Source organism: Pluralibacter gergoviae ATCC 33028 = NBRC 105706, from assembly GCF_001598855.1.
Classification (GTDB): domain Bacteria; phylum Pseudomonadota; class Gammaproteobacteria; order Enterobacterales; family Enterobacteriaceae; genus Pluralibacter; species Pluralibacter gergoviae.
This window is the reverse complement of the sequence record NZ_BCZS01000020.1, coordinates 15,739-39,709: the sequence shown is the minus strand read 5'-3', so window position 1 is coordinate 39,709 and position 23,971 is coordinate 15,739. Positions and strand designations below refer to the sequence as shown.

The 23,971-nt window shown below is 61.9% G+C and carries 27 protein-coding genes; 19 read left to right on the top strand and 8 right to left on the bottom strand.

Going from position 1 to position 23,971, the window contains the following annotated elements; all coding sequences use genetic code 11:
• Position 1: 1 nt before the first annotated feature.
• Genes ddpC through ENGE1_RS18200 form a run of 3 tightly spaced genes read left to right on the top strand, consistent with a single transcriptional unit; the run spans position 2 to position 2,815 of the window.
• Positions 2-892 carry a D,D-dipeptide ABC transporter permease gene (gene ddpC / locus ENGE1_RS18210; RefSeq protein WP_064360668.1) on the top strand — a complete coding sequence of 297 codons (891 nt, stop codon included), beginning with the start codon at positions 2-4 and terminating at the stop codon, positions 890-892.
• Complete coding sequence (locus ENGE1_RS18205) at positions 892-1,872, top strand: ABC transporter ATP-binding protein (protein WP_048253306.1); 981 nt, start codon at positions 892-894, stop codon at positions 1,870-1,872. The genes ddpC and ENGE1_RS18205 overlap by 1 nt, the downstream gene beginning before the upstream one ends.
• On the top strand, positions 1,865-2,815 hold the full coding sequence (locus ENGE1_RS18200) for an ABC transporter ATP-binding protein (protein ID WP_048253307.1): 951 nt from the start codon (positions 1,865-1,867) through the stop codon (positions 2,813-2,815). The genes ENGE1_RS18205 and ENGE1_RS18200 overlap by 8 nt, the downstream gene beginning before the upstream one ends.
• On the opposite strand, the gene ENGE1_RS18195 is transcribed toward ENGE1_RS18200, so the two are convergent.
• Positions 2,812-3,504: a GntR family transcriptional regulator gene (locus ENGE1_RS18195; RefSeq protein ID WP_048253308.1), complete on the bottom strand. Its 693-nt coding sequence runs from the start codon at positions 3,502-3,504 to the stop codon at positions 2,812-2,814. The genes ENGE1_RS18200 and ENGE1_RS18195 overlap by 4 nt on opposite strands.
• A 173-nt stretch (positions 3,505-3,677) precedes the next feature.
• Between ENGE1_RS18195 and ENGE1_RS18190 the strand changes: the two genes are divergently transcribed.
• From ENGE1_RS18190 to mhpA, 3 genes are read left to right on the top strand one after another with little or no spacing between them, the layout of a single operon-like run.
• Positions 3,678-4,511 carry a fumarylacetoacetate hydrolase family protein gene (locus ENGE1_RS18190; protein WP_043082368.1) on the top strand — a complete coding sequence of 278 codons (834 nt, stop codon included), beginning with the start codon at positions 3,678-3,680 and terminating at the stop codon, positions 4,509-4,511.
• 34 nt (positions 4,512-4,545) lie between these two features.
• The gene (locus ENGE1_RS18185; RefSeq protein ID WP_045289744.1) at positions 4,546-5,466 is read left to right on the top strand and encodes a VOC family protein; all 921 of its coding nucleotides are present in this window, start codon (positions 4,546-4,548) and stop codon (positions 5,464-5,466) included.
• A gap of 22 nt (positions 5,467-5,488) precedes the next feature.
• Positions 5,489-7,063: a bifunctional 3-(3-hydroxy-phenyl)propionate/3-hydroxycinnamic acid hydroxylase MhpA gene (mhpA, locus tag ENGE1_RS18180; RefSeq protein WP_048273230.1), complete on the top strand. Its 1,575-nt coding sequence runs from the start codon at positions 5,489-5,491 to the stop codon at positions 7,061-7,063.
• Here mhpA and ENGE1_RS18175 read toward each other — a convergent pair.
• Entirely contained in the window at positions 7,056-8,375 is a 1,320-nt protein-coding gene (locus ENGE1_RS18175; protein ID WP_048253310.1) for an MFS transporter, read from the bottom strand. The two genes, mhpA and ENGE1_RS18175, sit on opposite strands and share 8 nt — an antisense overlap.
• 135 nt (positions 8,376-8,510) lie before the next feature.
• Complete coding sequence (locus ENGE1_RS18170; RefSeq protein ID WP_048253311.1) at positions 8,511-10,064, bottom strand: peptide MFS transporter; 1,554 nt, start codon at positions 10,062-10,064, stop codon at positions 8,511-8,513.
• A 287-nt stretch (positions 10,065-10,351) separates the two neighbouring features.
• Here ENGE1_RS18170 and yjdI point away from each other — a divergent pair, with 287 nt between their 5' ends.
• Both yjdI and ENGE1_RS18160 read left to right on the top strand, forming a co-directional pair.
• Entirely contained in the window at positions 10,352-10,582 is a 231-nt protein-coding gene (yjdI, locus tag ENGE1_RS18165; RefSeq protein WP_043082364.1) for a 4Fe-4S mono-cluster protein YjdI, read from the top strand.
• A 16-nt stretch (positions 10,583-10,598) separates the two neighbouring features.
• On the top strand, positions 10,599-10,871 hold the full coding sequence (locus ENGE1_RS18160) for a GNAT family N-acetyltransferase (protein WP_048253312.1): 273 nt from the start codon (positions 10,599-10,601) through the stop codon (positions 10,869-10,871).
• A gap of 17 nt (positions 10,872-10,888) precedes the next feature.
• Here ENGE1_RS18160 and ENGE1_RS18155 read toward each other — a convergent pair whose 3' ends face one another.
• A complete protein-coding gene (locus tag ENGE1_RS18155; protein ID WP_045289749.1) occupies positions 10,889-11,791 on the bottom strand; it encodes a LysR family transcriptional regulator in 903 nt (300 codons plus the stop codon).
• A 97-nt stretch (positions 11,792-11,888) separates the two neighbouring features.
• Between ENGE1_RS18155 and ENGE1_RS18150 the strand changes: the two genes are divergently transcribed.
• On the top strand, positions 11,889-12,488 hold the full coding sequence (locus ENGE1_RS18150; protein WP_048253313.1) for a short chain dehydrogenase: 600 nt from the start codon (positions 11,889-11,891) through the stop codon (positions 12,486-12,488).
• Between the two features lie 39 nt (positions 12,489-12,527).
• Here the strand turns inward: ENGE1_RS18150 and ENGE1_RS27130 are convergent, their stop codons facing one another.
• On the bottom strand, positions 12,528-12,686 hold the full coding sequence (locus ENGE1_RS27130; RefSeq protein ID WP_043082358.1) for a YqaE/Pmp3 family membrane protein: 159 nt from the start codon (positions 12,684-12,686) through the stop codon (positions 12,528-12,530).
• A gap of 149 nt (positions 12,687-12,835) precedes the next feature.
• On the opposite strand from ENGE1_RS27130, the gene ENGE1_RS18145 reads away from it, so the two are divergent.
• Positions 12,836-13,015 carry a hypothetical protein gene (locus ENGE1_RS18145; RefSeq protein ID WP_043082357.1) on the top strand — a complete coding sequence of 60 codons (180 nt, stop codon included), beginning with the start codon at positions 12,836-12,838 and terminating at the stop codon, positions 13,013-13,015.
• Between the two features lie 39 nt (positions 13,016-13,054).
• Here ENGE1_RS18145 and stpA read toward each other — a convergent pair whose 3' ends face one another.
• Entirely contained in the window at positions 13,055-13,453 is a 399-nt protein-coding gene (gene stpA, locus ENGE1_RS18140) for a DNA-binding protein StpA (protein WP_043082355.1), read from the bottom strand.
• A 169-nt stretch (positions 13,454-13,622) separates the two neighbouring features.
• Positions 13,623-13,967, bottom strand: a complete 345-nt coding sequence (locus tag ENGE1_RS18135; RefSeq protein ID WP_043082354.1) for a DUF2002 family protein — start codon at positions 13,965-13,967, stop codon at positions 13,623-13,625.
• Between the two features lie 161 nt (positions 13,968-14,128).
• Here ENGE1_RS18135 and ENGE1_RS18130 point away from each other — a divergent pair, with 161 nt between their 5' ends.
• The gene (locus ENGE1_RS18130; RefSeq protein ID WP_043082353.1) at positions 14,129-14,455 is read left to right on the top strand and encodes a DUF883 family protein; all 327 of its coding nucleotides are present in this window, start codon (positions 14,129-14,131) and stop codon (positions 14,453-14,455) included.
• 17 nt (positions 14,456-14,472) lie between these two features.
• Here the strand turns inward: ENGE1_RS18130 and pdxR are convergent, their stop codons facing one another.
• Positions 14,473-15,846, bottom strand: a complete 1,374-nt coding sequence (gene pdxR, locus ENGE1_RS18125) for a MocR-like pyridoxine biosynthesis transcription factor PdxR (RefSeq protein WP_072065273.1) — start codon at positions 15,844-15,846, stop codon at positions 14,473-14,475.
• A 69-nt stretch (positions 15,847-15,915) separates the two neighbouring features.
• Here pdxR and ENGE1_RS18120 point away from each other — a divergent pair, with 69 nt between their 5' ends.
• From ENGE1_RS18120 to proX, 8 genes are all read left to right on the top strand, one after another.
• Entirely contained in the window at positions 15,916-16,347 is a 432-nt protein-coding gene (locus tag ENGE1_RS18120; RefSeq protein WP_048253314.1) for a carboxymuconolactone decarboxylase family protein, read from the top strand.
• A 181-nt stretch (positions 16,348-16,528) separates the two neighbouring features.
• Positions 16,529-16,771 carry a glutaredoxin-like protein NrdH gene (gene nrdH / locus ENGE1_RS18115; RefSeq protein WP_043082350.1) on the top strand — a complete coding sequence of 81 codons (243 nt, stop codon included), beginning with the start codon at positions 16,529-16,531 and terminating at the stop codon, positions 16,769-16,771.
• Positions 16,768-17,178 (top strand): class Ib ribonucleoside-diphosphate reductase assembly flavoprotein NrdI, encoded by a 411-nt coding sequence (nrdI, locus tag ENGE1_RS18110; RefSeq protein WP_043082349.1) that lies wholly within the window; start codon positions 16,768-16,770, stop codon positions 17,176-17,178. The genes nrdH and nrdI overlap by 4 nt, the downstream gene beginning before the upstream one ends.
• On the top strand, positions 17,151-19,295 hold the full coding sequence (gene nrdE / locus ENGE1_RS18105) for a class 1b ribonucleoside-diphosphate reductase subunit alpha (protein ID WP_048253315.1): 2,145 nt from the start codon (positions 17,151-17,153) through the stop codon (positions 19,293-19,295). Before nrdI ends, nrdE begins: the two co-directional genes overlap by 28 nt.
• 13 nt (positions 19,296-19,308) lie before the next feature.
• Entirely contained in the window at positions 19,309-20,271 is a 963-nt protein-coding gene (nrdF, locus tag ENGE1_RS18100) for a class 1b ribonucleoside-diphosphate reductase subunit beta (protein ID WP_045289755.1), read from the top strand.
• Between the two features lie 350 nt (positions 20,272-20,621).
• A complete protein-coding gene (proV, locus tag ENGE1_RS18095; RefSeq protein WP_043082345.1) occupies positions 20,622-21,833 on the top strand; it encodes a glycine betaine/L-proline ABC transporter ATP-binding protein ProV in 1,212 nt (403 codons plus the stop codon).
• Entirely contained in the window at positions 21,817-22,878 is a 1,062-nt protein-coding gene (proW, locus tag ENGE1_RS18090) for a glycine betaine/L-proline ABC transporter permease ProW (RefSeq protein WP_043082344.1), read from the top strand. Before proV ends, proW begins: the two co-directional genes overlap by 17 nt.
• Before the next feature lie 51 nt (positions 22,879-22,929).
• Entirely contained in the window at positions 22,930-23,925 is a 996-nt protein-coding gene (gene proX / locus ENGE1_RS18085; protein ID WP_048253316.1) for a glycine betaine/L-proline ABC transporter substrate-binding protein ProX, read from the top strand.
• Positions 23,926-23,971 lie beyond the last annotated feature (46 nt).

Here is a 23,971-nt window from a genome sequence, read left to right as displayed (position 1 = left end):
GATGATGAACGAAGAACCTCCGCTGGCGCGGCGCAGACGCACCGTCAGTCCGCGCTGGCAGCGCAGGCTGTGGCTCATCAGACAGAGTCCGCTGACCCTTATCGGCGGCGCCATTATGCTGCTGATGCTGCTGCTGATGATTTTTTCACCCTGGCTGGTGCCCCACGATCCGAACGCTATCGATCTTACCGCCCGCCTGCAGGCGCCGTCGCCGGCCCACTGGTTCGGCACCGACGAAGTGGGCCGGGATCTGTTCAGCCGGGTGCTGATCGGCAGCCAGCAGTCGATTGCCGCCGGGCTTGCCGTAGTACTGATCGCAGGGATCGGCGGCTCCCTGCTGGGCTGCTTATCCGGGGTGCTCGGCGGGCGCTGCGACGCGCTGATTATGCGGCTGATGGACATTATGCTGTCGATCCCCTCGCTGGTGCTGACCATGGCGCTGGCGGCCGCCCTCGGGCCGAGCCTGTTTAACGCCATGCTGGCGATCGCCATCGTCAGGATCCCGTTTTACGTCCGCCTGGCGCGCGGGCAAACGCTGATCGTCCGCCAGCACAGCTATGTTGAAGCCTCGGTGACCTTCGGCGCCTCCCGCTGGCACCTGATCAGCTGGCACATTCTGCGCAACGCCCTGCCGCCGCTGATTGTGCAGGCCTCGCTGGATATCGGCAGCGCGATCCTGATGGCCGCCACCCTCGGCTTTATCGGCCTCGGCGCCCAGCAGCCCACCGCCGAATGGGGCGCGATGGTCGCCAACGGCCGCAACTACGTTCTCGATCAGTGGTGGTACTGCGCCTTTCCCGGCGCAGCGATCCTGATAACCGCCGTCGGCTTTAACCTGTTTGGCGACGGCATCCAGGATCTGCTCGATCCGAAAGCCGGAGGACGCAGCTGATGACCCAGCGTATTCTGACCCTTGATAACGTCAGCCTCAGCTTCCCCGCCTGGCAGGGCGAAGTGCGGGTATTGAACAACATCTCTCTGCACATCAACCGGGGCGAGATCGTCGGCGTGGTGGGCGAGTCCGGCTCCGGTAAATCGGTGACCGCCATGCTCAGCATGCGCCTGCTGCCGCCGGGCAGCTACCGCATTCGCAGCGGCAGCGTCACCCTCAGCGCGCACGATATGCTGAACGCGCCGGAGAAAACCCTGCGCCAGCTGCGCGGCGACAAGGCGGCGATGATCTTTCAGGAGCCGATGACCGCCCTGAACCCCACCCGCCGCATCGGCAAGCAGATGGTGGACGTTATTCGCCAGCACCGGCCGCTTTCCGTCCGCGACGCGCGCAGCCGGGCCGCGGCGCTGCTGCGCGATATGCAGATAGCCGACCCGCAGCAGGTGCTCGAGCGCTACCCGTTTGAACTCTCCGGCGGTATGCGCCAGCGGGTAATGATCGCCATCGCCTTCTCCTGCGATCCCGACCTGCTGATTGCCGATGAACCCACTACCGCGCTGGACGTCACCGTACAGCGCCAGGTGCTGCGCCTGCTGAAGCAGAAAGCGCAGGCCACCGGCGCGGCGGTGCTGTTTATCAGCCACGATATGGCGGTGGTTTCCCAGATCTGCGACCGGGTGTACGTCATGTACGCCGGTTCGGTGGTGGAGAGCGGCGCCACCCGGGAGCTGCTCGAACATCCGCGCCACCCCTACTCGATAGGGCTGATGAATAGCACGCCCGATAATGCCGAACCGCGGGCGCAGCTGCGCTCTATTCCGGGCACCGTGCCGAACCTGGCGCAGCTTCCCGCCGGCTGCGCCTTTCGCGAGCGCTGCTTTGCCGCCGGGGAGGCCTGCGGCGTGACGCCCCCGCTGCGGCCGGTGGATCAACAACATGTCGCCTGCTGGTACCCGCGCCTGGAGACTACTCATGACTGACGTACTGTTTTCACTCAACGATGTACACCTGAATTTTGCCGCCAGAAAGAACTGGCGCGGCAAGGTCACCGAACGCGTCTATGCCCTGAACGGTCTCTCGCTCAGCGCCCGGCGCGGGGAAACCCTCGGCATTGTCGGCGAGTCCGGCTGCGGCAAAAGCACGCTGGCGAAGCTGCTGATGGGGTTGCTCAGGCCGGGCCGGGGCGAGTATCAAAATCTTTCCGGCGACGGCGAGAAGCGGATCCAGATGGTCTTTCAGGATCCGCTCTCCTCGCTCGATCCCCGCCTGCCGGTGTGGCGGACCATCACCGAGCCGGTGTGGATCCACAGCCGCGCCGGCGAGAAAGCGCGCCGCAGTCTGGCGGAGACCCTGGCGCTGCAGGTTGGCATCCGGCCGGAGTATCTCGACCGCCTGCCCCACGCCTTTTCCGGCGGCCAGCGCCAGCGTATCGCTATCGCCAGAGCGCTGTCGTCGCGGCCGCAGGTGATTGTGCTGGATGAGCCGACGTCCGCGCTGGATATCTCGGTCCAGGCGCAGATCCTCAATCTGCTGGTGAACCTGCAGCAGGAGCAGGATCTGACCTACGTGCTCATCTCCCACAACGTCTCCGTGGTGCGCCACATGAGCGACCGCGTGGCGGTAATGTATCTCGGCCAGATCGTCGAAACCGGCGACGCCCGCCGGGTACTTGACACGCCGAGGCATCCCTACACCCGGCTGCTGATGGATTCGGTGCCGCGCGTCGGCGGCGAACTGGGCGAAGCACCGGCGAACACCGAGCTGCCCGGCAACCGCCGCCTGCCCGAAGGCTGCTACTTCCGCGACCGCTGCCCCTGGGCAACCGAAGGATGCGATAAGCCGCAGGCGCTGCGCCCGCAGCCCGACGGAACGCTGGTGCGCTGCTGGCGGACGGAGGCGATTGCCGCCGGGCGCACAGGCTAAGCACCCGCTTTTTGCGTATCCTGGATAGCCAGCGCATCGCTCTCCAGCACAATTGCCATTGTCCTCATATAGTGCTCCGTCAGCAGCATCGTGGCTCGCGTAACGTCCCGCGCCAGCGCCGCCTCCATCAGCTGCCGGTGCTCCAGCGCAATATCCCGCCCTTCGCCGACCGGCGAGGCGGCCGCCAGCGCCCGGTAGCGCAGGGTCTGATCGCAGAGGGTATCGACAAAACGCAGCAGCCACGGCGAGCCGCAGTTGGCGAGCAGCGCGGCGTGAAAGGCCTCATGCGCCTCTTCCCAGTCGGCGTTGAGCTGGTGGGTCTGCGGGGTGCGCATCTCGTGGCGGCCCATACGGTGGTGCGCCGCCACCAGCTGACTCTCCCACTCAATGTCGGCGTTTTCGATGGAGAGCGCCAGCGCCCGGCACTCGATGTGCAGCCGGGTCCGGGTAACGTCGCGCAGCTCCGGGGCGGAGATCCTCTGCACGCTGAACCCTTTCTGATCGACCGCCGAGACGAAGCCGGTCATCGCCAGCCTTGAGAGCGCCTCGCGCAGGGGGATCACTCCGGCGTCGTAGTGGACGGACAGCTCCCTGAGCCGCATTTTACTGCCGGGCTTTAGCCGCCCGCTGATGATATCCCGCCGGACCCGCTCTTCCAGCTGCGATGCGATGGTGCGCTTTTCGTTCATGTCTTTGCCCCGAGGTGAAGTCCCTGAAAACAGAATGGCAGCTGCGGACAGATAAAATTATATACAGATCACACAATAGAGTTTAAATCAAAAAATATATATTTTTTACTGGTTGATATATTTTTATCACACTAGCCTGTAGAGGACCCCCTTTCTGATACAGGAGCTGACCTATGCGCTACGTGCATTTTATTCATCATAACCGGGCCGTTCTCGGCGTGCGCACCGCCGACGGCGTGCGGGTGCTCGGCGAAGAGACGCTGGAGTCGCTGCTGGCGCGCGGCGCGGATCTCACCCGCTACGGCGCGGAGGCGCAGGGCGAAACCGTCGTTCCCGGCGATGACAGCTATCTGCCGGTGATGACCCGCCCCGGCAAAATTATCTGCGTCGGCCTCAACTACGCCGATCATACCAAAGAGTCCAACTACGCCCAGCCGGACTATCCGACCGTCTTCCCGCGCTTTAACAGCAGCCTTCTGGCGCACAATCAGCCGATTATTCTGCCCAAGCTCTCCGATACGCTCGACTACGAGGGCGAGCTGGCGGTCGTGCTGAAAAGCGGCGGCCGCTATATCGACAAGGCGCAGGCGCTGGAGTGCGTGGCGGGCTACGCCCTGTTTAACGACGCGTCGGTGCGCGAGTACCAGTTCCTGACGCCGCAGTGGACGGTCGGCAAAAACTTCGACGCCACCGGCGCCTTTGGTCCGGACCTGGTTACCGCCGACGAACTGCCGCCGGGCGCCGCGGGCCTGCTGCTGGAGACCCGGGTCAACGGTGAAACCGTGCAGTCGGCCAATACCCGCGACATGGTGTTTGACGTCGCCACCCTTATCGCCACCCTCAGCGAGGCGATCACCCTCGAAGCGGGCGACGCGATCGTCACCGGCACGCCCGCCGGCGTCGGATTCGGCAGGGATCCGAAGCGCTTTTTAAAAGACGGCGACATTGTGGAAGTCAGCGTTGAGCGGGTCGGCACGCTGCGCAACCGCATCTGCGCGGAGAAATAAAACCCTACAGTACCCTACACCTGCAGGAGGAGTCATGACGCAATTACGTGGCATTCACTCTATCGATCATTTCGCCCTGTTTGTCCCCTCTCTGGCCGAAGCAGACTATTTCTATAACAGCTTCGGCCTGAGCATCGCCAAAAACGAGGCCGGGCTGTCGCTCGCCGCCGCCGACGGGCACACCTGGGCGCACATTCTGCCCGCCGAACAAAAGTCGCTGGCCTGGATCTGCTTCCACTGCTACGCCGAAGACTACGAGGCGCTGCTCGGTCAGGTACGTGAGTGCGGCGCCGAGCCCGAGTTTATCGACGGCGCGGGCTTCTGGTTCCGCGATCCGGACGGCAACCGCATCAATATCAAAGTGGGCAAAAAGACCCTTCCCGATGCCAAGCACATCGTCCCGCTGCCCGCCACGCCCCCGGACGCGCGCGGCACGGTGACCCGGGATCGGGTCACAAAGATCTCGCCCCGCCGGCTGTCGCACGTGCTGCTGTTCTCGCCCGATGTCACCCGGGCCGTCGACTTCTACCAGCGGGCCATCGGCCTTAATCTCTCCGACTTCTCGCAGGACGTCATCGCCTTTATGCACGCCCGCCACGGCTGCGATCACCACCTGGTGGCCTTCGCCAAAAGCGCGGGCAAAGGCTTTCATCACGCGGCCTGGGAAGTGGACAGCATCAACGAGGTTGGCAACGGCGCCACCCAGATGGCCCGCGCCGGGTTTAAAGAGGGCTGGGGCACCGGCCGCCACTGCCTCGGCTCAAACTATTTTCACTACGTGCGCGATCCGTGGGGCTCATTCTTTGAGTACTCGGCGGACATTGATTACATCAGCGCCAATACCGTCTGGCCCACCGGCAACTTCCTGCCGGAGAACGCGCTCTATCTGTGGGGCCCCGACGTACCGCCGTGGTTTATTCACAACACCGAACTGGCGCCGCAGGCAACGGCATAACTGACCAACGTGGATAACTGTGATGAATAACAACACGATGTACGACATCGCTATCGTCGGCTACGGCCCGGTCGGCCAGCTTCTCTCTCTGGTGATGGGCCGCCAGGGCTACCGGGTAGCGGTGTTTGAACGCTGGGAATCGCTTTATCCGCTGCCGCGGGCGGTCTTTCACGATCATGAAATTCGCCGCGTGCTGCGGATGCTGGATCTGGAGCAGGAGGTGGCGCCCGTCTCGCACGCCGCCTCATCTTATGAGTGGTACAGCGCCGACTGGCGGCGGCTGCTGGCGCTGGACTGGGGCGCGGAGTCGATAAGCGGCGGCCCCTTCGGCTACTTTTTCAACCAGCCGGACCTGGAGGCTATCTTCGACAGGCAGGTGAAGGCCCTGCCCAACGTCGACCGCTATCCGGGCCGCGAGGTCGAACGGCTGAGCCAGACCGCCGACGGCTGCGAGCTGGTGATGGTCGCCACCGCGGAGCGCGACGATCCGGCAGCAGAGCGCCAGCGCTTTCAGGCGCGCTACGTTATCGGCGCCGACGGCGCCAATAGCACGGTTCGCCGCATCTGCGGCATCGACTGGCTGGATCTGGGCTTCGCCGAAGACTGGCTGGTGGTTGACGTCAAGCCGCGCCCCGGCGTCACGCTTGATATTCCCGAAAGCGCCCAGTGGTGCAACCCCGAACGCCCCACCACCATTGTACCCGGCGGGCCGGGCTACCGGCGCTGGGAGTTTATGCGCCTGCCGCACGAGAGCATGGCGGACTTACAGTCGGAGGAGAAGGTCTGGCAGCTGCTGGCCCCGTGGGCAACTCCGGAAAGCGTCGAGCTGGTGCGCCACGCGGTGTATCAGTTCCGCTCGCGCATTGCCGACCGCTGGCGCCAGGGCCGGGTGCTGCTGGCGGGCGACGCCGCCCACCTGATGCCGCCCTTTATGGGCCAGGGGATGTGCTCGGGGCTGCGCGACGTCTGGAACCTCTCCTGGCGGCTGGACCGCGTGCTGCGGGGCCGCGCCGGCGAGGCGCTGCTCGACGGCTACGCCGCCGAGCGCCGGCCGCAGATCCGGGCGGTGATCGAGGACTCCATCGCCATGGGCCGGGTGGTATGCGTCTCGGATATGCAGCAGGCGCTGGCGCGGGATAACCGCTACCTCAGCGGCGAGGCCGGACCGCTGCCGCCCTTTCCGGGACTGCAGGGAGGATTACTCTATCCGGCGCAAAACGGGCTGTCGGGCCAGCTGTTCGTCCACGGCGCGCTGCGCCGCGGGGCGCGGGACGGCCGCTTTGACGACCTGTTTGGCCGCGGCTTCCACCTGATCCTCGCGCAGGCGGCCGCCGCCCCGGCGCTGCTGGCGCTCGCCCGCCCCCTGCTGGAGGAGCTTGGCGGCCAGGTAGTCATCATCGGCGACGGCCGCGGCGAGAGCTGGCAGGATCTCTCCGGCAAGTACGCCGCCTTCCTGCGCGAGCAGCGGGTGTGCGCCGCCCTGATGCGGCCGGACTTTTATCTCTACGGCGCGGTGGCGAGCGCAGACGAAGTGCCTGCCCTGCTCCGGCACCTGCGCGATAGCCTGAGCCTCACGCAGGCCGCCGCCGTCAGCTGAGCTGGCGGGCACCCGCCGGGAAGTCCTCCTGCTGCAGCCGCTTCTCCGGCTGCAGCAGGGTCATCGCCAGCATGCTGGCAAAGGCGATGCAGGCGGTGACGGTGAACATGGCGTTGTAGCCGTAGTACTGCGCCAGCCAGCCGCAGAGCATCGGCGAGATGATGGCCGCCATATTGGCGATCGCCAGGGTCATGCCGCTGTAGGCCCCCACCGACGCCTTCGGCGTTACGTCGATCACCACCGACCAGTAGACATTATTCACCAGCGCATTCAGCGCGTTGCCGAGCGTCATCAGGGCGATAATCCCCGCCGCCGACCCCACCCACGGAATAGCCATAAAGCAGCAGGCGGTGGCGAACAGGGTCACCGCCGCAAAGACGTTGCGCGCCAGGCGCAGGTTGCCGAAGCGGGAGATGATGCGGTCGGCAATCCGCCCGCCGAGCAGTACCGTTATGCAGGCGCCGCTCCACGGGATCATCGCCACGTACCACAGGGAGTGCAGATCGTAGTGGAAGTTGTCCTGCAGATACTTCGGCATCCAGGTCACCAGGGTAAAGGTGATATAGAGAAAGCTGAAGTAGCCGAGCGCGTTGCAGACCAGGGTACGACTGGTGAAAAAGCGCCACCACGGCAGCGGCTCGCCGCTGTCGCCGCCCTGCTTTTGCCCGCGCACGATCAGCGCCCGCTCGGCGTCGTTAACGCCGGGGTGCTGCTGCGGCGTATCGGCGAAGTGGCGGGCGAACAGCAGCATCGCCAGCAGCGAAAAGGCGCCCAGCAGCATAAACATCATCCGCCAGTCGTGAGTGAGCAGCAGCAGGCCAACGGCAATCGGCGCGGTCAGCAGAGAGCCCACCTGGGTGCTGAGCAGACCGATGCCCAGCGCGAAGCCGCGTTCGTTGTCCGGCGCCCAGTGGGCGATGCTTTTATTCATCAGGGCGTAGGCCGGCCCCTCGGTAAAGCCGAACAGCACCCGCAGGGCGGCAAAGCCCATAATCGCCGAGCCGCCGAACAGCGCGAGGCCGATTTCCCCTGCCCAGGCGGTGGCTATCTCCAGCAGCGACCAGAGAATACCGGCCATCAGCCACACCTTTTTGGTCCCCAGGCGGTCGGCGAGGAAGCCGCCGCACAGCGAGCCGAACAGATAGCCGAAGCCGAAGTAGCCGAGCACGGCGCCGAGCTGCACCTTGCTGAAGTGGAACTCCTGAGAGATGGCGTTGGCGGCAAACGACAGCGCGCCGCGATCGACATAGTTAATCAGGGCAATCAGAAACAGCAGCGAGAAGATGGTATAGCGGGTGGATGAGGCTTTCATGCGCGACTCCCGAATTAAACAGCGTAAGGGAGTTAAGCAAGGGCGATGCCAGAGCGTCAAAAACCCCGCTGGCGGGGCTTTTGACGGGAATCAATGCGCCGCGCTGCACCTTTCAGGTGCAGGCGCGCACGCCGATCAGGCTTTCGCTTCTTCTACTCTGCCGGTTTCGCCCTTCGCGTTCGCCAGCAGGCGGCGCACCGGAATAATCAGCAGGAACAGCACGCCGGCGCAGATCAGCAGCGCAATAGAGCAGCGGGCGAAGAGGTCTGGCAGCATATCGAGCTGGTCGGCCTTCACGTGGCCGCCGATCAGGCCCGCCGCCAGGTTGCCCAGCGCGCTGGCGCAGAACCACAGGCCCATCATCTGGCCGCGCATTCTCTCCGGCGCCAGCAGAGTCATGGTGGCAAGCCCGATCGGGCTCAGGCACAGCTCGCCGAGGGTCAGCATCAGGATGCTGCCCACCAGCCACAGCGGCGATACCGTGCCGCCGCCGCTGGCCAGCACGTTCTGCGCCGCCAGCATCATCAGGCCGAAACCGCCTGCCGCAAACAGCACGCCGATCATAAACTTGGTGATGCTCCCCGGGCGGATATGGTTGCGGGCAAGCCACGGCCACGCCCAGCTAAACACCGGCGCCAGCAGGATAATAAACAGGGCATTCACCGACTGGAACCACACCGCCGGGATCTCAAAGCCGCCCAGCATGCGGTTGGTGTAGTCGTTGGCAAACAGGTTAAAGGAGGTCGGCTTCTGCTCGAACGCCGACCAGAAGAAGGCCGCCGCCACCAGCAGAATAAAGCACACCAGCAGGCGCGCCCGCTCCTTGCGGTTCAGCCCGGCAAAGGCGAACAGCCAGATAAAGTACAGCGCCACCGAGGCGGCAATCACGTACACCAGCGCGCTGGCCACCGCCACCGGGTTGATGACGATTACGCCCTGAGCAACCAGCGTAACGACCACGGCTAACGCCGCCGCCAGCGCCAGCAGCCAGGCGCCGACGCCGCGCTTTTTCGCCACCGGACTGTTCCAGGTGGAGTCGAGACCGACTTCGCCGTCGTAGCGCTTCATCGACGGCACCGCGAACAGGCGGAAAATCACCAGCGCGACCAGCATCCCGATACCGCCGATGCCGAAGCCCCAGTGCCAGCCGTGGGTTTTCACCAGCCAGCCGGAGATCAGCGGCGCGATAAAGGAGCCGAGGTTGATCCCCATATAGAACAGCGAAAAGCCGCCGTCGCGGCGGGCGTCGCCCTTCTTATACAGGGTGCCGACCATCACCGAGATGCAGGTTTTAAACAGCCCGGAGCCGAGCACGATAAACATCAGTCCGATAAAGAACAGCGCGTCGCCCATCAGCGCCGACAGCGCAATGGAGAGGTGGCCGAGGGCAATCAGCAGCGAGCCGTACCACACCGCCCGCTGCTGGCCGAGCCAGTTGTCCGCCAGCCAGCCGCCGGGCAGCGCCGCCAGGTACATGGTGCCGGCGAAAATACCGACAATAGCCGAGGCGTTTTCGCGGGCCAGCCCCATACCGCCGTCGTAAACGGTGGCGGCCATAAACAGGATCAGCAGCGGACGAATGCCGTAGAAGGAGAAGCGCTCCCACATCTCGGTAAAAAATAGCGCGCCCAGCGGGTACGGATGGCCGAAGAAGGTCCGGCTCTCTTTATGTTGCGTTGAGGATGGCATGAAATCTCCCAAAGAGGTGTTGTTGTGCTTATAGGTGCTTATTTATTCACGGTCACGGCTCACACTGAGCAATTAACAGGCAGTAATTATTATTTAACCGTCCGATAACTTAACGCCGGATTTGTATAGGGTCAAAGAGAAAAACTCAAGATGAAAAATTGGCAAATGCAGGGTTCGTCAGATTTTTTGTTGGGATCTGACCCCGTCGCGGTAATGATATCGCTTTCTGATCGCCGCACCGGGGTCTATGCTTATCCTGCAGTTCACTATAACAATGAGGCAATGTCGTGGATAAAGCGTTAACGGATGCAGGTTACCGGTGCTACACCGGTGAAAAAATTGATGTTTACTTCAACACCGCAGTCTGTCAGCACTCGGGAAACTGCGTTCGGGGCAGCGGCAAGCTATTTAACCTCAAGCGTAAACCGTGGATCGCGCCGGACAGCGTCGATATGCACACTGTGCAGCGGGTCATTGATACCTGCCCCAGCGGCGCGCTCAAGTACCGACTCAAATAACTTACCGGGGGGAAGGATGGAGATACTCGAAGGCAATAACCGCTTCTACGTCAACGACGCCAGCGGCAATCAGGTGGCAGAGGTGGTGTTTGTGCCCACCGGCGACAATCTTGCCATTATCGAACATACCGAAGTCGATCCCAGCCTCAAGGGCCAGGGCGTCGGCAAAAAGCTGGTGGCAAAAGTGGTGGAACGGATGCGCCGCGAAAACCGCAAAATCATTCCGCTCTGCCCGTTTGCCAAACACGAGTTTGACACTACGCCAGCGTATGCGGATATCCGGGCGTAAGCCCCCGGCGCCGATCGTCAGTCGGCGCCCTTTTTCTCCTCCCCGACGGCCTCCATCAGCATTTCCACAAAGCGGCTCAGCTTCGGCAGCGGGCGCAGATCCTGCCGCCAGAGCAGCGTGACCGGGCGCGGCTGCGGCAGCCAGTCATCGAGCACCCGCACCAGCTCGCCGCGGGCCAGCTCCCGGCGCACGAGGATCTCCGGCTGCAGCAGCAGCCCGCCGCCGGCCAGGGCGGCCATTTTCAGCCCCAGCCCGTCGTCGCAGCGCAGCACCGGATCGCGCTGCCAGGCGCTGCGGGCCTCTTCGCCCGCCAGATGCCAGGCATTGCGGCGGTTCCACACCATGTGCGACAGACAGCGGTGGGCACCAAGATCGGCGGGCGAGGCCGGCGTACCGCAGCGCTTCAGGTAGTCTGGCGAGGCGCATATCACCATCCGGTAGAGGCACAGCGGTTTTGCCACCAGACTGTCGTCGCGCAGATCGCCGATGCGCACCGCCAGATCGAAGCCCTCTTCGACGAGGCTCACCGCCCGGTTGCTCAGCTCAAGCTCGACCCGCACCTCGGGATAGCGGGTGAGGAAGTCGGCAACCGCCGGAGCAACCGCGCAGGCGCCAAAGGTAACGGGCGCGCTGATGCGCAGCGTGCCCGCCGGCGCCGCCCGCAGCCGTTCCACCGAGGCGTCGGCGGCGGCAACCTGCTCCAGCACCCGCCGGCACTCCTCGGCGTAGACCCGTCCGGCGTCGGTCAGGCTCTGTCGCCGGGTGGTGCGTTCCAGCAGGCGCGCGCCCAGGCGCTGCTCAAGCTGGCTGACGTATTTCCCGACCATCACCGCCGACATCTCCAGACGGGCGGCGGCATCGGTAAAGCTGCCGCCTTCTGCAACGGCGACGAAGGTCGCCATCGCGCGAAGCTTATCCATATTCCGAACCTCTGGTTAGTAATGATTTAACTCCGGGGGCATTTATCGCATAAAAAAACAGGTAAAGAATAGCGGAAACCGCACGAGGAGATAGAGAATGAAAATAGCCATTATCGGTGCCACCGGCACCCTGGGCCGCGCCGTCGCTGACGCGCTGGGCCATCATGAGATTATCCGCGTTGGCCGCAGCCGGGGCGATCTGCAGGTCGATATTACCGACGAATCCAGCGTCGATGCGCTCTTTGCCAGCACCGGCAGGCTGGACGCCATTATCGCCACCACTGGAAATCTGTTTTTCGGGCCGCTGCAGAGCATGACCGCCGCCGATTTCAACGTCAGCCTGCAGGATAAGCTGCTCGGCCAGGTGCGGCTGGCGCTGAAGGGGCAGCATATCCTCAGCGACGGCGGCTCGATTACCCTGACCAGCGGCATCATTGCCGACGAGCCCATTGCCCAGGGCGCCAGCGCCTCGGCGGTGAATGCGGCGCTGGCCGGATTTGTCCGCGCCGCCGCCTGCGAACTGCCGCGCGGCATCCGTATTAATCTGGTCAGCCCGACCATGCTGGCGGAGTCGGCGGCGGCGTATGGGGCATTTTTCCCCGGTTTTGAGAGCGTTCCGGCATCAAGAGCGGCGCTGGCGTTTCGCCGAAGCGTGGAGGGCATTCAGAGCGGGCAGGTGTTTAAGGTGGGATACTGAGTCACTCAGGGGGGCGCAGCCGCGCCCCCGCGGTAGGCATTAATCGCGGGTCTGGACCCAAAAGCCGTGAATAAGACCCGGAATATAGCCGAGCAGCGTCAGCAGGATATTGAGTAAAAATGCCCAGCCGAAGCCTTTACCGATTAACACACCGAGCGGCGGCAGCAGGATAGTAATAATGACGCGCCAGAAACCCATATAAACTCCATTTTTATAATAAAAGGAACTAAAGCATAGCGTGCCTGCTGATACTTGCCAGTTATCTCCCATAGCTTTACCCTCTTTTACGCTTTAATACTTTTTGCGCTATTATTTAATACGTTAAGAAAGTGGCTAAGGAGCTATTTATGTATAGTGCAGGCGATCTGGTCCAGCCAAAGCAGGGCGGTCCAAAAATGAAGGTTATTGAGGTCAGCGGAGAGCAGATTATTACCGTCGCGGTCGGCGATGAGCAGGGGAAAAAATATACGCTAACCGCTAACGAGGTAGCCCCCTATCGCGAAGAGGGTGACTTTGGCGTGTGCTGATAAAAAAGGGCGATGAGGTTTTCCTCAGCGCCCTGCTTTTTAAATCAGGAAATCGTCCAGCGATTTACCGTCGGCGATGGCTTCGGCGATCGGTTTCGGCGTGCGGCCCTGGCCGGTCCAGGTGTGCTCATCGCCGTTGGCATCGGTATAGCGGTACTTGGCCGGACGGGCGGCGCGCTTGCGCGGTGCCCCTTTGGCGCCGCCGCTGACGAGCAGTTCGTTCGGCGTAATGCCGTCAGCCTGCATCAGTTCAATCAGCTCGTTGATTTTTTCACGTTTACGCGCCTCGGCTTCGCGGGCTTCAGCCTCTTCGGCACGCTTTTCTTCAGTCACGTTCCTGAGCTTTTCCAGCATCTCTTCAAGAACGTCAGTGGAGAATTCCCGCGTCGCGGCACGCAGGGTGCGCATGTTATTAAGTTTCTGCAGCATCAAAGACATATATTATCTAACATCCCTTCAGTTCGGTTAATAAAAATACCAATGCAGTGTATTATATTTTATTTATAAATACCACACTCGGTTTTGTTATCCCGGCAGCACAAATGGCAACTTATTAATATGCTTTACTGAAAAGGTATCGACTGGCGGCCTGACGCCAGCCGACGGCTTATTGGTTTTCGCCAAAAAGCCCGTGCAGAAAACGCTCCAGCGCCATGCGTGAGCTAAAGCCGTGAGGAATACCGTAGTGCTCTTGCGCATTGCCCCCCAAATAAAGCGGGAATTGCTGATAGTGATCGCTGGTCTTAATATCCGAAGCCGGCTCCGCCAGCATATAGCTACGCTCCTTCAGCGCCGGATGAATAATCAGCGCGGTCCGCCCCATCCGCGCTTCGCGGTTGACGTAAACGTAGTTTTCGCCCCGGCGGTAGCCGTAGGTTTTTTGCGTCACTTCATCCACGGTAAATCCCGCCTTCTCAAGAACGCGTGCCACCTCATCTGGTCGTAAGTACATATTTTATCCTCATTGTCCTCTACAGCCCCGCCACCTTACCGTATTCAGTATTCGCCTCGCTTTCAGAAAATTCCATAAACGGCCCTTTCGGAGGTGAATCTGCGCAGAGGGATAAAAATCTGTTCTAAACTTAAGATCGTATTTATTCAACGGAGGATCCTATGTTTAATCGATTTAACCGTCGTGATGTTGAGGACAGCGCAGAAGATATTCAGAATGAGGTAAGCCAGCTGGCCGATTCGCTGGAGGCGGTACTGAAGTCGTGGGGCAGCGATGCCGGCGATGAAGCGGACGCCGCAAAGCGCAAAGCCAAAGCGCTGCTGCGCGAAACCCGCGCCCGCCTCAATGGCCGCTCGCCCACCACGCAGGCCGCAAGGGACGCCGTCGGCTGCGCCGGCACCTTCGTTCGCCAGAATCCGTGGCAGACGCTCGGCGCCGTCGCGGCGCTGGGGGTTTTCATCGGCGCACTGGTCAGCCTGCGTCGTTAAGCTGTCATCCCGCTCCGTCAGCCCTGCGGCTGCCGGAGCCCCAGCGCAGCGCCGAGCATTGCCGCCAGGCGCTGCGCCTCCTCTTCCCCGGTAATATTGGTAAAACCCACCAGTAATCCGTCCGCGCCTTCCTGCATAATCCGCCAGTCGCTTAGCGCCTGGACCGCCAGCCCCGCGTCCTGCGCGCGCTGCGCCAGCGCCCTGTCATCGCCCTCTACCGGCAGCAAGAGCTGAATGCCGCCCTTAGCGGAAGAGACGGCGAACCCCTGCTCCGCCAGCGCCTGCTCAAGCCAGCGCCGCCGCTGCGCATAGTGCTGGCGCATCTTTTTCAGGTGCCGCCAGAAGTGCCCCTGCTGCATAAAATCCGCCAGCGCCAGCTGGCAAAGCGTCGGCACGCTGCAGTCCGCGCGCGGGCGAAACCTCTCCACCAGCGCCGGAGGCACCACCAGCCAGGCGACCCTCAGCGCCGGAAACAGCGACTTGCTGAAGGTCCCGGCATAAATGACCCGCTCCGGCGCATCGAGGCTTTTCAGCGGCGGCAGCGGCCTGCCGCGATAGCGGAACTCGCTGTCGTAGTCATCTTCAATGATCCAGGCCTGTTTACGCGCGGCCCAGGCCAGCAGCTGTCGGCGGCGCGGCAGCGACAGCGCTACGCCCAGCGGACTTTGATGGGCCGGTGTCAGCAGCGCAAAGCGGGCATCACCGGCGGCGCGTATCCCGGCATCGACGTTCAGGCCCTCCTCATCAACCGGCACCGGATGCAGGCGCAGTCCGCAGGCCGTAACGGTCGGACGAATAAAGCGGTAGCCGGGATCTTCCATCCAGATGGCGTCTCCCGGCTGCGCCAGGGTACTGAAGAGTAGCGCCAGCGAGGCGCGGTAGCCGCTGGTGATAAACACCTGCTCCGCCCGGCACTCAATGCTGCGGGACACGCGCAGGTAGTCGACAATAGCCTGCCGCAGGGCCGGTTCTCCCGCCGCGTCGCCAAAGGCGAGATCGGTCCGGGTCCAGGTACGCAGCCGCCGCCCCATCACCTTTGCCCACAGCGCCCGGGGAAAGAGATCCAGCGCCGGCAGACCGAGCTGAAACGGACGCGGCCCGACGGCGGCCGCCGCCGCGTGCGCCGGCATCGCCGCCGGAGCTCTGCCCACCAGCCGGTCGCTGACGAAGGTGCCCGCCTGGCCTTTACGCTCCAGCCAGCCCTGGGCCACCAGTTCGCCGTAGGCGGCCTCCACCGTCGCGCGCGATACGCCCTGCTCCTGGGCGAAAATCCGGCTGGACGGCAGCCGCCTGCCCGGCGCCAGCGTGCCGTCGTCGATGGCCGCCTTCAGCTGGCGGGCTATGCGCCGGTAGCGCGGCCCGCTTTCGCTTTTTATGGTCTGCTTTTTCATCCGCAATATGGCCCTCTTTTACAGTCCATTATAGTGTTACATTGGCGCCAACTTAACGGGAGGAAAATGATGAGCAATTTACGTCAGCCGTACCATGAGCTGAGCCAGGAGGCCTATAGCGGCTTTATTCAGGCCAAGAAAGCGCTGGAGAAGAGCGCGCTTGGCGGTGAACTGATTGAACTGATCTACCTGCGCGTATCGCAGATCAACGGCTGCGCGTTCTGTCTGGAAATGCACAGCAGCGCGCTGCGCAAGCGCGGCATTGATCAGGCCAAACTGGACGCCCTCGCGGGATGGCGCGTAAGCCACCGCTTCTCGGAGCGCGAGCGGGCGGCGCTGGCCTGGGCGGAGGATCTGACAGATATCGCCCGCTGCCGCGCCGAAGATGCCGTTTACCTGCCGCTGGAGGCGTGCTTCAGCCCGCAGGAGGTGAGTGATTTGACCTTCGCCGTCAGCTTAATGAACGCTTTTAACCGCCTGGCGATCGGCATGCGCCAGTGATCGGGGAAGACAAAACCCGCTCCCCCGCGGCGATCGTCCGCGGGGAAAAAATTCCGCAAAAATCTATATATTGTATGGTTGAGTTTTTTATCAACTACATCTAGTATTCCTTTCGAAGACCAACCACGACGACCGACGCGCTTTTTGCGCCGCATTGTCATTTTAAACGGAAATACGAATCATGCGCATTACTATTTACACTCGAAACGACTGCGTACAGTGCCACGCCACCAAACGGGCCATGGAGTCCAGAGGCGTTGCGTTTGAAATGGTGAATGTCGACCATCATCCCGATGCCGCCGATACGCTGCGCGCCCAGGGCTTCCGCTCCCTGCCGGTGGTGGTCGCCGGTGAAACCAGCTGGTCGGGATTTCGTCCGGACATGATCAACCGCCTGCGTCCGGACGCCGCGGCGATTGCATGAGCACCCTCGTCTTTTTCTCCAGCAGCTCCGAAAACACGCTGCGCTTTATCGAGCGCCTGGGGCTGCCGGCGATCCGCATTCCCCTCAACGAACGGGAGCGCATCCGGGTTGACGAGCCCTATATTCTGATCGTGCCGAGCTACGGCTACGGCGGCACCGCAGGCGCCGTCCCCCGCCAGGTGATCCGCTTTTTAAACGATCCCCACAATCGCGCCCTCATTCGCGGCGTGATTGCCTCAGGAAACCGCAATTTCGGCGAGGCCTATGGCCGCGCCGGCGACGTTATCTCGCAAAAATGCGCCGTGCCCTGCCTGTATCGCTTCGAGCTGATGGGCACCCCGCGCGATATCGACAATGTGCGAAAAGGAGTAAGCGAATTTTGGCAACAATCACCGCAGAGCGCGTGACCCCGTCCGCGCCCGACTACCACGCCCTCAATGCGATGCTCAATCTGTACGATAAGGCGGGCCGCATTCAGTTTGAAAAAGACGCCGAGGCCGTGGCGGCGTTTATGGCCGGTCACGTGCGGCCCAATTCGCGCACCTTCGCCAACCAGGACGCCCGCCTCGACTGGCTGGTGGCCGAGGGCTATTACGATGCTAAGGTGCTGGCCCGCTACTCCCGCGCGTTCGTCGTCGATCTGTTTGCCCACGCTCACGCCAGCGGTTTCGTCTTTCAGACCTTCCTCGGCGCGTGGAAGTTTTACACCAGCTACACGCTGAAGACCTTCGACGCAACGCAGTACCTCGAACACTTTGAGGACCGCACCGTAATGGTGGCGCTGACCCTGGCGCAGGGCGATGAGACCCTGGCGCGCGGGCTCACCAACGAGATCCTCGCCGGCCGCTTCCAGCCCGCGACGCCGACCTTCCTCAACTGCGGCAAGCAGCAGCGCGGGGAGCTGGTCTCCTGCTTTTTACTGCGCATCGAGGACAATATGGAGTCCATCGGCCGGGCGATAAACTCCGCCCTGCAGCTCTCCAGGCGCGGCGGCGGCGTGGCGCTTCTGCTGTCGAATCTACGGGAAGCGGGCGCGCCGATTAAGCGTATCGAAAATCAATCTTCCGGCGTCATCCCGGTGATGAAGCTCCTGGAAGATGCCTTCTCCTACGCCAACCAGCTGGGGGCGCGCCAGGGCGCGGGGGCGGTCTACCTCAACGCCCACCATCCGGATATTCTGCGCTTCCTCGATACCAAGCGCGAAAATGCCGATGAGAAGATCCGCATTAAAACCCTGTCGCTCGGCGTGGTGATCCCGGACGTGACTTTCCGGCTGGCGAAAGAGAACGCGCAGATGGCGCTGTTTTCGCCCTACGACGTGGAGCGCCTGTACGGTAAGCCGTTTGGCGACATCGCCGTCAGCGAGCTGTACGACGAGCTGGTGGCCGATGCGCGGGTGCGTAAAACCTACATCAACGCCCGCGACTTTTTCCAGACCCTGGCCGAGATCCAGTTTGAATCCGGCTATCCGTACATCATGTTTGAAGACACGGTCAACCGCGCTAACCCGATTGCCGGACGCATCAACATGAGCAACCTCTGCTCGGAGATCCTGCAGGTCAACAGCGCCTCCACCTTTGACGAGAACCTGGACTACGCGGAAACCGGGCGGGATATCTCCTGCAACCTCGGCTCGCTGAACATTGCCCACACCATGGACTCGCCGGATTTCGCCCGCACCGTCGCCACCGCCGTGCGCGGCCTGACCGCCGTGTCGGATATGAGCCATATCCGCTCGGTGCCCTCGGTCGAGACCGGCAACGCCGCCTCGCACGCCATCGGGCTTGGGCAGATGAACCTCCACGGCTACCTGGCGCGGGAAGGCATCGCCTACGGCAGTCCCGAGGGGCTCGATTTTACCAACCTCTACTTCTACACCATCACCTGGCACGCGCTGCATACCTCAATGCAGCTTGCCCGCGAGCGCGGCCGGCGCTTCGCGGGCTTCGAGCAGTCGCGCTACGCCAGCGGGGAATACTTCCGCCAGTATCTGGAAGGCGACTGGCAGCCGAAGACGGAAAAAGTGCGCGCCCTGTTCACGCGCGCCGGGATCGCCCTGCCGGACCGCGCCATGTGGCAGCAGCTGCGCGATGATGTGATGCAGTACGGGATCTACAACCAGAATCTGCAGGCGGTGCCGCCCACCGGCTCCATCTCCTACATCAATCACGCCACCTCCAGCATCCATCCGATCGTGTCGAAGATTGAGATCCGCAAAGAGGGTAAGACCGGCCGCGTCTACTACCCGGCGCCGTTTATGAATAACGATAATCTGGCGCTCTACCAGGACGCCTACGAGATAGGCCCGGAGAAGATCATCGACACCTACGCCGAGGCGACGAAGCACGTCGATCAGGGACTGTCCCTGACCCTGTTCTTCCCGGACACCGCCACCACCCGCGATATCAATAAAGCGCAGATCTACGCCTGGAAAAAAGGCATTAAGACGCTGTACTACATCCGCCTGCGCCAGATGGCGCTCGAAGGCACCGAAATTGAAGGCTGCGTGTCCTGCGCGCTGTAAGGAGAAAGAGAGGATGAACCGCCTGTCGCGCATCAGCGCCGTCAACTGGAACAAAATTGAGGACGATAAGGATCTGGAGGTGTGGAACCGCCTGACCAGCAACTTCTGGCTGCCGGAGAAGGTACCGCTGTCCAACGATATCCCCGCATGGCAGACGCTGACGCCCGCCGAGCAGCAGCTCACCATCCGGGTATTTACCGGCCTGACGCTGCTCGACACCATTCAGAATACGGTGGGCGCGCCGTCGCTGATGCCGGACGCCATCACCCCGCATGAAGAGGCGGTGATGTCGAACATCAGCTTTATGGAGGCGGTGCACGCCCGCTCCTACAGCTCGATATTCTCGACGCTGTGTCAGACCAAAGATGTGGACGCGGCCTATGCCTGGAGCGAAGAGAACGGCCCGCTGCAGCGCAAGGCCCGGCTGATGCTGGAGCACTACGCCGCCGACGCGCCGCTGAAGAAGAAGATTGCCAGCGTGTTCCTCGAATCGTTCCTCTTCTATTCCGGCTTCTGGCTGCCGATGTACTGGTCGAGCCGCGGCAAGCTGACCAATACCGCCGATCTTATCCGGCTGATTATTCGCGACGAGGCGGTGCACGGCTACTATATCGGCTACAAGTTCCAGCGCGGGCTGGAGAAGGAGACCCCGGAAACGCGGGAGGCGCTGAAAAACTTCGCCCTCGACCTGATGATGGACCTCTACGATAACGAACTGGCCTACACTGAAGCGCTGTACGCCGGCAGCGGCTGGGAAGACGACGTGAAGGCGTTCCTGTGCTACAACGCCAATAAGGCGCTGATGAACCTCGGCTATGAGGCGCTGTTCCCGGCGGAGATGGCGGAAGTGAATCCGGCTATCCTCAGCGCCCTGTCGCCCAACGCCGATGAGAACCACGATTTCTTCTCCGGTTCCGGCTCCTCCTACGTGATGGGAAAAGCGGTGGAGACCGAAGACGAGGACTGGAATTTCTGATGATGAGCGGGGAAATATATCGCCTATTTCCCCCCAATAATTATTTGATATTTCACCGGCGCGCCAGAAAAATACACCCTCACTTTCGCCGCCTGGCGTTGTCACAATAACCGCAGATTGACAGAAAAATCCCTTCCGGCGACGCTTTTTTTGGCCAAAAAATTAACGTTGTAGATCCAGAAAATTCCCTTCTGTGATGCGGCATAAGTCCAGTCAAGCCTTATCTCCAGACGCTTCCATAAGCAAATTGAGGGTTGCCTCAGAATCTGAGTATGTTAGGGTATGGCCAGTCAATTGTTTATATTGGATATTTTATCGACACCATCAAATAACAGGAAACACCTTATTGCATGGCAATTAAATTAGAAGTAAAAAACCTTTATAAAATATTTGGCGAGCATCCGCAGCGCGCTTTCAAATATATTGAAAAGGGGCTCTCGAAAGAGCAAATCCTTGAAAAAACGGGCCTATCGCTCGGCGTAAAAGACGCCACTCTGGCCATTGAAGAAGGCGAGATATTTGTCATCATGGGGCTCTCCGGGTCCGGCAAATCCACCATGGTACGCCTTCTCAATCGCCTGATTGAACCCACCCGCGGGCAGGTGCTGATTGACGGCGTCGATATCGCCAGAATATCAGACGCAGAACTCCGCGAGGTGCGCAGAAAAAAGATCGCGATGGTCTTTCAGTCATTTGCGCTAATGCCGCACATGAACGTACTGGATAATACTGCGTTCGGCATGGAGTTAGCGGGAATATCACCACAGGAACGCAAAGAAAAAGCATTAGATGCGCTTCGACAAGTAGGGCTTGAAAATTACGCCCACGCCTGGCCGGATGAATTATCCGGCGGGATGCGGCAGCGCGTTGGTCTCGCCCGCGCGCTGGCGATTAATCCCGATATCTTATTAATGGATGAGGCCTTTTCGGCCCTCGATCCGTTAATTCGCACCGAGATGCAGGATGAGCTGGTGAAATTGCAGGCCAGGCATCAGCGCACCGTGGTGTTTATTTCCCACGACCTCGATGAAGCGATGCGCATCGGCGACAGGATCGCCATTATGCAAAACGGCGAAGTCGTCCAGGTCGGTACGCCGGATGAAATTCTCAATAATCCGGCCAACGACTACGTGCGCACCTTTTTTCGCGGCGTGGACATCAGCCAGGTGTTCAGCGCCAAAGATATTGCCCGCCGCCAGCCCGCAGGCCTTATTCGCCGCACGCCGGGTTTCGGCCCGCGCTCGGCGCTCAAGCTGCTGCAGGATGAGGATCGGGAATACAGCTGCGTTATCGAACGCGGTAACAAATTTGTCGGCATTGTCTCCATTGACTCTCTGAAGGCCGCGCTGGCCGCAGAACAGGGCATTGACGCCGCGCTGCTCCCGGAGCCGCAGGCGGTGGATGCGCAGACTGCGCTCAGCGAGCTGCTCTCGCACGTCGGCCAGGCACCCTGCGCGGTGCCGGTTATCGACGAAGAGCAACAGTACATCGGCAGCATTTCCAAACGGATGCTGCTGCAGGCTTTAGACCGCGAGGGGGCAAACAATGACCGATCAATCTAATCCGTGGGGCAGCGAGCAGGCGGCGGATACCGCATCGCAGTCTGCCGATGCCTGGGGCTCGTCCACGGCCGCGCCGGCCGACGGCGGCGCCGACTGGCTCAACAGCGCCCCGGCGCCCGCGCCGGAACACTTCAACATCATGGATCCGTTCCACAAGACGCTGATCCCGCTCGACAGGTGGGTGACCGAAGGCATCGACTGGATCGTTACCCACTTCCGCCCCGTATTCCAGGGCATCCGCGTGCCGATCGATTACATCCTCAGCGCCTTCCAGAACCTGCTGCTGGGAATGCCCGCGCCGGTGGCTATCGTGGTGTTCACGCTTATCGCCTGGCAGATTGGCGGCGCCGGTATGGGCGTGGCGTCGCTGGTATCGCTGATCCTGATCGGCGCTATCGGCGCCTGGTCCCAGGCGATGGTGACCCTGGCGCTGGTGCTGACCGCCCTGCTGTTCTGCATCGTCATCGGCCTGCCGCTCGGCATCTGGCTGGCGCGCAGCCCCAGGGCGGCGAAGATTATCCGGCCGCTGCTCGACGCCATGCAGACTACTCCGGCGTTTGTCTACCTGGTGCCCATCGTGATGCTGTTCGGCATCGGCAACGTGCCGGGCGTGGTGGTGACCATTATCTTCGCCCTGCCGCCCATCGTGCGCCTGACCATTCTCGGCATCAACCAAGTGCCGGAGGATCTGATTGAGGCCTCGCGTTCTTTCGGCGCCAGCCCGCGCCAGATGCTGTTCAAGGTGCAGCTGCCGCTGGCGATGCCGACCATTATGGCGGGCGTCAACCAGACCCTGATGCTGGCCCTGTCGATGGTCGTGATCGCCTCAATGATCGCCGTCGGCGGCCTCGGCCAGATGGTGCTGCGCGGCATTGGCCGCCTCGACATGGGCCTGGCCTCGGTCGGCGGCGTCGGGATCGTCATTCTGGCGATTATCCTCGACCGCCTGACCCAGGCCGTCGGCCGCGACTCCCGCAGCCGCGGCAGCCGCCGCTGGTACACCACCGGCCCCGCCGGACTGCTTACCCGTCCGTTCATTAAATAACGATTGCGGGCCTCGCGGCCCGCAGCGTCCCACCACAAAGAAGGAATAACGATGCGACATAGCGTACTTTTTGCCACAGCGTTTGCGACCCTTGTCTCCACCAGCGCTTTCGCGGCCGATCTGCCCGGCAAGGGCATCACCGTCAAGCCTGCCCAGAGCACCATTTCGGAAGAGACCTTCCAGACGCGGCTGGTCAGCCGCGCTCTTGAGAAGCTCGGCTACACCGTCGAGAAGCCGAGCGAAGTTGACTACAACGTCGCCTACACCTCTATCGCCTCCGGCGACGCGACCTTTATCGCCACCAACTGGCAGCCGCTGCACGACGATATGTATGCCGCCGCCGGCGGTGATAACAAGTTTTACCGCGAGGGCACCTACGTTTCCGGCGCCGCCCAGGGCTATCTGATTGACAAGAAAACCGCCGAAAAGTACCACATCACCAAAATCGACCAGCTGAAAGATCCGAAGATTGCGAAGCTGTTTGACACCAATGGCGACGGTAAAGCCGATCTGACCGGCTGTACGCCGGGCTGGGGCTGCGAGGCGGTCATCAATCACCAGATTGACGCCTACGGCCTGAGCAAAACCGTGGTCCATAACCAGGGCAACTACGCGGCGATGATGGCCGATACCATCACCCGCTATAAAGAGGGCAAGCCGGTGCTCTACTATACCTGGACGCCCTACTGGGTGAGCGACGTGCTGAAGCCGGGCAAAGACGTGGTCTGGCTGCAGGTGCCGTTCTCCTCGCTGCCGGGCAAGCAGAAGGATATCGACACCAAACTGCCTAACGGCATGAACTACGGCTTCCCGGTCAACACCATGCATATCGTCGCTAACAAAGCCTGGGCGGAGAAAAACCCGGCGGCGGCGAAACTGTTCTCGCTGATGAAGCTGCCGATTGCCGATATCAACGCCGAAAACGCCATGATGCACGACGGCCACGCGTCGGAAGCGGACATCAACAACCACGTTGACGGCTGGATCAAAGCCCACCAGCAGCAGTTTGACGGCTGGGTGAAAGCGGCCCTGGCGGCGCAGAAATAACGCTTTTAGCGCCCCGACAGTTTGCAAAGGAGCCCGCCGCGGCTCC

What these genes read in the sequence shown, in the direction of transcription:
- nrdF (WP_045289755.1), top strand. Translation starts at nt 19,309, where the DNA reads ATGAACCGCCTGTCGCGCATCAGCGCCGTCAACTGGAACAAAATTGAG.
- ENGE1_RS18130 (WP_043082353.1), top strand. Translation starts at nt 14,129, where the DNA reads ATGTTTAATCGATTTAACCGTCGTGATGTTGAGGACAGCGCAGAAGAT.
- proW (WP_043082344.1), top strand. Translation starts at nt 21,817, where the DNA reads ATGACCGATCAATCTAATCCGTGGGGCAGCGAGCAGGCGGCGGATACC.
- nrdH (WP_043082350.1), top strand. Translation starts at nt 16,529, where the DNA reads ATGCGCATTACTATTTACACTCGAAACGACTGCGTACAGTGCCACGCC.
- nrdI (WP_043082349.1), top strand. Translation starts at nt 16,768, where the DNA reads ATGAGCACCCTCGTCTTTTTCTCCAGCAGCTCCGAAAACACGCTGCGC.
- ENGE1_RS18185 (WP_045289744.1), top strand. Translation starts at nt 4,546, where the DNA reads ATGACGCAATTACGTGGCATTCACTCTATCGATCATTTCGCCCTGTTT.
- ENGE1_RS18200 (WP_048253307.1), top strand. Translation starts at nt 1,865, where the DNA reads ATGACTGACGTACTGTTTTCACTCAACGATGTACACCTGAATTTTGCC.
- ENGE1_RS18205 (WP_048253306.1), top strand. Translation starts at nt 892, where the DNA reads ATGACCCAGCGTATTCTGACCCTTGATAACGTCAGCCTCAGCTTCCCC.
- ENGE1_RS18170 (WP_048253311.1), bottom strand. Translation starts at nt 10,064, where the DNA reads ATGCCATCCTCAACGCAACATAAAGAGAGCCGGACCTTCTTCGGCCAT.
- ENGE1_RS18155 (WP_045289749.1), bottom strand. Translation starts at nt 11,791, where the DNA reads ATGGATAAGCTTCGCGCGATGGCGACCTTCGTCGCCGTTGCAGAAGGC.
- ENGE1_RS18150 (WP_048253313.1), top strand. Translation starts at nt 11,889, where the DNA reads ATGAAAATAGCCATTATCGGTGCCACCGGCACCCTGGGCCGCGCCGTC.
- ENGE1_RS18160 (WP_048253312.1), top strand. Translation starts at nt 10,599, where the DNA reads ATGGAGATACTCGAAGGCAATAACCGCTTCTACGTCAACGACGCCAGC.
- mhpA (WP_048273230.1), top strand. Translation starts at nt 5,489, where the DNA reads ATGAATAACAACACGATGTACGACATCGCTATCGTCGGCTACGGCCCG.
- ENGE1_RS18190 (WP_043082368.1), top strand. Translation starts at nt 3,678, where the DNA reads ATGCGCTACGTGCATTTTATTCATCATAACCGGGCCGTTCTCGGCGTG.
- ENGE1_RS18120 (WP_048253314.1), top strand. Translation starts at nt 15,916, where the DNA reads ATGAGCAATTTACGTCAGCCGTACCATGAGCTGAGCCAGGAGGCCTAT.
- ENGE1_RS27130 (WP_043082358.1), bottom strand. Translation starts at nt 12,686, where the DNA reads ATGGGTTTCTGGCGCGTCATTATTACTATCCTGCTGCCGCCGCTCGGT.
- pdxR (WP_072065273.1), bottom strand. Translation starts at nt 15,846, where the DNA reads ATGAAAAAGCAGACCATAAAAAGCGAAAGCGGGCCGCGCTACCGGCGC.
- ddpC (WP_064360668.1), top strand. Translation starts at nt 2, where the DNA reads ATGATGAACGAAGAACCTCCGCTGGCGCGGCGCAGACGCACCGTCAGT.
- ENGE1_RS18175 (WP_048253310.1), bottom strand. Translation starts at nt 8,375, where the DNA reads ATGAAAGCCTCATCCACCCGCTATACCATCTTCTCGCTGCTGTTTCTG.
- proX (WP_048253316.1), top strand. Translation starts at nt 22,930, where the DNA reads ATGCGACATAGCGTACTTTTTGCCACAGCGTTTGCGACCCTTGTCTCC.
- stpA (WP_043082355.1), bottom strand. Translation starts at nt 13,453, where the DNA reads ATGTCTTTGATGCTGCAGAAACTTAATAACATGCGCACCCTGCGTGCC.
- ENGE1_RS18145 (WP_043082357.1), top strand. Translation starts at nt 12,836, where the DNA reads ATGTATAGTGCAGGCGATCTGGTCCAGCCAAAGCAGGGCGGTCCAAAA.
- ENGE1_RS18135 (WP_043082354.1), bottom strand. Translation starts at nt 13,967, where the DNA reads ATGTACTTACGACCAGATGAGGTGGCACGCGTTCTTGAGAAGGCGGGA.
- ENGE1_RS18195 (WP_048253308.1), bottom strand. Translation starts at nt 3,504, where the DNA reads ATGAACGAAAAGCGCACCATCGCATCGCAGCTGGAAGAGCGGGTCCGG.
- proV (WP_043082345.1), top strand. Translation starts at nt 20,622, where the DNA reads ATGGCAATTAAATTAGAAGTAAAAAACCTTTATAAAATATTTGGCGAG.